Genomic DNA, 5086 nt, shown 5'->3' with positions numbered 1-5086 from the left:
CGGTGTTTCAGATGAACCGAGTCGCAAGAGTTAACGACTGCTTCGCAGCCGAACGCAGCCTCGCAGGCTCGGCAGCTGCTACGGGAGGGGGGGAAGTCAGGTATCGAGTACTTCCATTTCGCGCAGCACCTCGCCGATCGTCGCCACTGCCGCACGCATCTCGGCCTGATTGACGTGGCCGATGCAGCCGACGCGGAAGGTTTCGACCTGGGTCAGCTTGCCCGGGTAGAGGATGAACCCCTTGGCCTTCACACGTTCGTAGAACGCTTTGAACTGGTAGCGCGGATCTTTCGGCGCATGGAAGGTGACGATGATCGGCGCCTGGACCGCGGCTGGCAGAAAGCTGCGCAAACCGAGTTTGGCCATTTCATCAAGCAGCACCCGGCAGTTGTTCGCATAACGCTGATGCCGCGCCGGTAGGCCGCCTTCTTCGTTGTATTGCAGCAACGCTTCGTGCAGCGCCGCGACCACGTGGGTCGGCGGGGTGAAGCGCCATTGGCCGGTCTTGGCCATGTAGGCGTGTTGGTCGAACAGGTCCATCGCCAGTGAGTGGGAATTGCCGGCGGCATTCTCCAGGGCGGACTTGTTGCCGAAGACGAAACCCATCCCCGGTACGCCTTCCAGGCATTTGCCCGAGGCGGCGATCAGTGCGTCGAACGGTACTTTTTGAGCGTCGATCGGCAGTGCACCGAAAGAACTCATGGCGTCGATGATCAGACGTTTGCCGTGTTGGGCGATGACATGGGCGATTTCCGGTAGCGGGTTAAGAATCCCGGTGCTGGTTTCGCAGTGGATCAGCGCCACGTGGGTAATACTGCTGTCGGCGTGTAGCAGGCGGTCGACGTCGGCGGCGGTGGTCGGTTGGTCTTCGGCGGTTTCGAACGTACTGAAGGAACGACCGAGCACTTCGCAGATTTGCGCCAGGCGTTTGCCGTAAGCGCCGTTGATCAACACCAGCACTTTGCCGTCGCGGGGCACCAGAGTGCCGATGGCCGCTTCGACGGCGAAGGTGCCGCTGCCCTGCAACGGCACGCAGTGGTGGTTGTCGGCACCGTTGATGATCGCCAGCAGTTGTTCGCAGAGGCTGGCGGTCAATTGGTTGAAGCGTTCATCCCAGGAACCCCGGTCCACCATCATCGCCTGACGGGTGCGCTGCGAGGTGGTCAATGGGCCGGGGGTGAGCAGGATGGGTTCGGCAGTACTCATTCGGGTGTTCTCGCAATCAGTGGGATCAAGCTGCGGGAGATAAATTGCAATTTGCCGTTACATCAATCAAATTGTTTGTTGTTATGCCAGTCATCAGTAAGGCCGATAGCTATGAACCTGTTCCAACTCCGTGCATTTGATGCAGTGGCCCGCGAAGGCAGCTTTACCCGGGCTGCTGCCCGTCTGTTCATCAGCCAACCGGCGGTCACCGGGCATATCAAGGCGCTGGAGGAGCACTATCAGATCACCTTGCTGCGGCGCACCGCGCGGCGGGTTGAGTTGACGGAGGAGGGCACCAAACTGGCGGCGATTACCCGGGCGATGTTCGGCCTGGCCGAAGAGGCGCAAGTGATGCTTGAGGCCAATCGGCAACTGTTGACCGGTCGTTTGGAAGTGGCGGCGGACGGTCCGCACCTGGTCATGCCGATGCTCGCCAGCCTGCGTGCGCGGTATCCGGGGATCACCGTGAATTTGCGGCTGGGTAATGCTCAGGAAACCCTCGCGGCGTTGTTGTCCGAGCACGCCGACGTGGCGGTGCTGACCGAGGTCGAGCCGCGCAAAGGTTTGTACTTGCAAGCCTTGAATGAGTCGCGGATCTGCGCGCTGGTGCCGGCGGCGCACCCGTGGTCGGCGCTGCACGAAGGTATCGCGCTCAAGCAACTGGACCAGGTGATCATGGTGTTGCGTGAGCCAAGTTCGATCACCCGTCGCACGTTCGATGAGGCTTGTGCTCAGGTCAGGGTCAATCCTCGGGTGCTGCTGGAGCTGGACAGCCGTGAAGCTGTCACCGAGGCGGTGGCGGCCGAGTTGGGGGTGGGCGTGGTGTCTTCGGTGGAAGTCAGCCCCGACCCGCGCGTACGGGCAGTGCCGATAATTGGCGAGGGACTGGTCAACCGGCACATGATCGGTTGCATGGAGCGGCGGCGGGACCTTCGGCTGATTCAGGCGTTTTTCGACCTCGCACCGGGTACCTCGTAGCAGCTGCCGMAGGCTGCGTTCGGCTGCGCAGCAGTCGTAAATCCTGTTATCGCGGTTGGTCTGAAGGACCGCACTGTCTGATTCTACGGCCGCTGCGCAGCCGAACGCAGGCTTCGCCAGCTGCTACATGGGGGGGACATCTCAGGGGCGGCGATCATGCACCCCACCCTAGGAAGTAGCGCCCGGGCCGTTCACCAGCCAGTCGAACAGCAGACGCGCTTCTCGCGGTTGGCGCTGGGCGCTGGCGGGGTTGGCGCTGTCGATGAAGCTCAGGCGTTGTTCGCTGTTCCAGTATTGCTGGAAATAATCGGCCAGCGCCACGCATTGCCCCGGATACAGCAGGCAGAGTTGTTCGGGAGTACGAGCGAACTCGCTGGCCAGGCGCTGCTTCTGTTCTATCGTCAGCGACAGGTTGCCCAGTGCCTGGCTTTTTCCGCTCATCAGCACATCGTCACGGTTGAGGCTCCCCAGATCCTTGAGCCCGGGACGCGGCATGCGCACGATGTACCACGTGGTGTCGGCCAGGCGTTCGGTGGTAGCGGGAGGCCGTTCGAACAAATAGATCTCGCCGCTCCAGCCTGTCGGCGACACCTTCTGTTCAGCCGCTACCACCGGCTGCGGTTCGCGCGCTTGTGCGTCAGCGAAACCCGTGCAAAGCACTGGTCGATCAGGATCACCGTCGAGGAAACTCACGAGCACCTCGCTGCCGGCCGGTGGCAAGGTTGGGCGTCCCGTCCCCGTATGGGCAATTGGCAACCAGATGCCTGAGGAGCCTTGCCTGTCGGATTGCGCATCAGGCCACAGGCAGATGTTGATTCGCCCGTGTTCGTCGAGGTGCGGCGGCATTCCTGCCGGGCCGAGGACCTTAGCCATCTGGTAACCGCTGATACGCGGTCTGGACTGTTTGAGGGCCGGGCGGAACGCGGTCGACCAGGGAATTGCCTTGAATTGATTGCGATAACCCGTTGCCTCGGACAACACCTTGTCCACGCCAGGCGTTTCGCCCTGGTGCAGTACTTCGCTTAATAACCATTGATCGTTGAACGCCGGGACCGGATGCCCGCTGACTTGCAGCAGCCGTCCGCTGAGCAGTTCGGGCAGTGTACTGTGGCCCTGAACCAGACGATGCAGGCTGCGCAGACGCTCGAGTTCGCGGCGGCCGAGCTGGTTGCGACGGGCTTGCACCGGGTCGATTCGACCTGTTGGGGGCAGGTTGGCGAGGTAGGTCTGGTTGGCGCAGGCGTCAGGTGCGGTGGATGCGGGGTCAGCGTTGGCGTGCTGTGCAAAGGTGGTTTGCGGCCCTGTGGTCGGCCGGCTATGGCATTGAAAGAGCCGGCTGATCCGCGGCTGTTCGGCCTCCCGTGCGGAGGGGTGAAAAACGCTTTCGACCGGTCGCTGCGCAAAGCTGTCGCTGTCATCGGCGAACACCAGCACGTGCCGGTCGTGTTGATGCTCGAAGTGATAGTGGATGCCTTCCTCTTCGCACAGCCGTTGCAGCAGGTTCAGGTCGGTTTCGTCGTACTGGAGGCAAAACGGGCGCGGCGGGTATTCACCGTTTGGCAGCTCGAAACGATAGCTGTCGGGCGGCAGTCGATGCTCGGCCAGCAACTGGCGCAAGATTTCCGGCACGCTCAGTTGTTGGAATACCCTTCGACGGTGCTGTTGCTCAAGTGTAAGCAGGCGGGGGGCGAGGTTCAGGCTGTAGCCGATCTGCTGCGCGCCGCAGAACTGCAAACCGGCGCTGTGGATGATGCCGTGGATGCCGGAGGCGGGGCTCAGGCTGAGGAATGCGGGTTGATGCAGCAGTAGGTCCAGATTCATTGCGGGCTGTGGGCTGCGCATTTCGATGTCGAATCGATAGACCTGGTTGAGGGCTTCGCGGCCGCTGAACTGTCGGACCTGAAAACTCAAGGCGAGCTCGGTGAGCGTCAGGATGAAGGGACTTTCCATGTCGATGTGCATCAAACTCTCTTCTGCCATGAAGTACGGGGCACAGAGGTTACGAAACACTGGCGCTCAATAGTCACCGTAAACCTGCTTTTCAGAAAAGCCCTACAACAGGTTGTGAAGATGTCGATCGCTCACAACACTTTTTGGTCGATTGCCAACTTTTTGCCGTATAAACTTGCACAAAGCGTCGGCCAATAGATGTCTCGGCGCCACAGATCAAGAGAGTGAGTAATGGGCGCACAGTGGAAGGTTAAACACAAAGAAGCGGCAGCCAACGCCAAGGGCAAGATCTTCGGCAAACTGGTGAAGGAAATCACCATTGCTGCACGTAACGGCGCTGATGTCAGCACCAACGCGCACCTGCGCCTGGTGGTCGAACAGGCGAAAAAAGCCTCGATGCCGCGTGAAACCCTGGAGCGTGCAATCAAGAAAGGCTCGGGCCAGCTCGGCGAAACCGTGCAGTATCACCGCGTGACCTACGAAGGCTTCGCCCCGCATCAGGTGCCGCTGATCGTTGAATGCGTGACTGACAACATCAACCGTACCGTGGCAGAAATCCGCGTAGCGTTCCGTAAAGGCCAGCTGGGGGCTTCCGGTTCCGTGGCCTGGGATTTCGACCACGTGGGTATGATCGAGGCGTCCCCGGACACCCCGGATGCCGATCCGGAAATGGCTGCTATTGAAGCCGGCGCACAGGATTTCGAGCCGGGCGAAGACGGCGCGACGCTGTTTATCACCGAAGCCACCGATCTGGACTCCGTTCAGAAAGCCTTGCCTGAGCAGGGTTTCACGGTATTGTCGGCGAAGCTCGGCTACAAACCGAAGAACCCGGTCAGCGGCCTGACCGATGCACAAATGGAAGAAGTCGAAGCTTTCCTCGAAGGCCTCGATAACCATGACGACGTGCAGGAYATGTTTGTCGGGTTGGCGGGTTAAACCCACTGTCGATTTG

Annotated in this window: 4 protein-coding genes; 2 read left to right on the top strand and 2 right to left on the bottom strand. The window is 60.7% G+C overall.

The genetic code is table 11. The features are described 5' to 3' along the window. Positions 1–96: 96 nt before the first annotated feature. Complete coding sequence (locus tag AC1DH9_RS22030; RefSeq protein ID WP_427545316.1) at positions 97–1206, bottom strand: 2-aminoethylphosphonate--pyruvate transaminase; 1110 nt, start codon at positions 1204–1206, stop codon at positions 97–99. A gap of 111 nt (positions 1207–1317) precedes the next feature. On the opposite strand from AC1DH9_RS22030, the gene AC1DH9_RS22025 reads away from it, so the two are divergent. Then, positions 1318–2184, top strand: a complete 867-nt coding sequence (locus tag AC1DH9_RS22025) for a LysR substrate-binding domain-containing protein (protein WP_427545318.1) — start codon at positions 1318–1320, stop codon at positions 2182–2184. Between the two features lie 168 nt (positions 2185–2352). Here the strand turns inward: AC1DH9_RS22025 and AC1DH9_RS22020 are convergent, their stop codons facing one another. Beyond that, positions 2353–4194 carry a type VI secretion system Vgr family protein gene (locus tag AC1DH9_RS22020; protein ID WP_427545320.1) on the bottom strand — a complete coding sequence of 614 codons (1842 nt, stop codon included), beginning with the start codon at positions 4192–4194 and terminating at the stop codon, positions 2353–2355. A 171-nt stretch (positions 4195–4365) separates the two neighbouring features. On the opposite strand from AC1DH9_RS22020, the gene AC1DH9_RS22015 reads away from it, so the two are divergent. Continuing rightward, positions 4366–5070, top strand: coding sequence for a YebC/PmpR family DNA-binding transcriptional regulator (locus AC1DH9_RS22015; RefSeq protein ID WP_347927353.1), 705 nt, complete (start codon positions 4366–4368; stop codon positions 5068–5070). Positions 5071–5086: the final 16 nt, after the last annotated feature.

This window comes from Pseudomonas sp. 05T35 (assembly GCF_056396605.1).
The sequence above is the reverse complement of the archived record's forward strand: the minus strand, read 5'-3'. Positions and strand labels throughout refer to the sequence as shown.

Excerpts from the sequence above, each read along its gene's own strand:
- AC1DH9_RS22030 (WP_427545316.1), bottom strand. The coding sequence starts at position 1,206 with ATGAGTACTGCCGAACCCATCCTGCTCACCCCCGGCCCATTGACCACC.
- AC1DH9_RS22025 (WP_427545318.1), top strand. The coding sequence starts at position 1,318 with ATGAACCTGTTCCAACTCCGTGCATTTGATGCAGTGGCCCGCGAAGGC.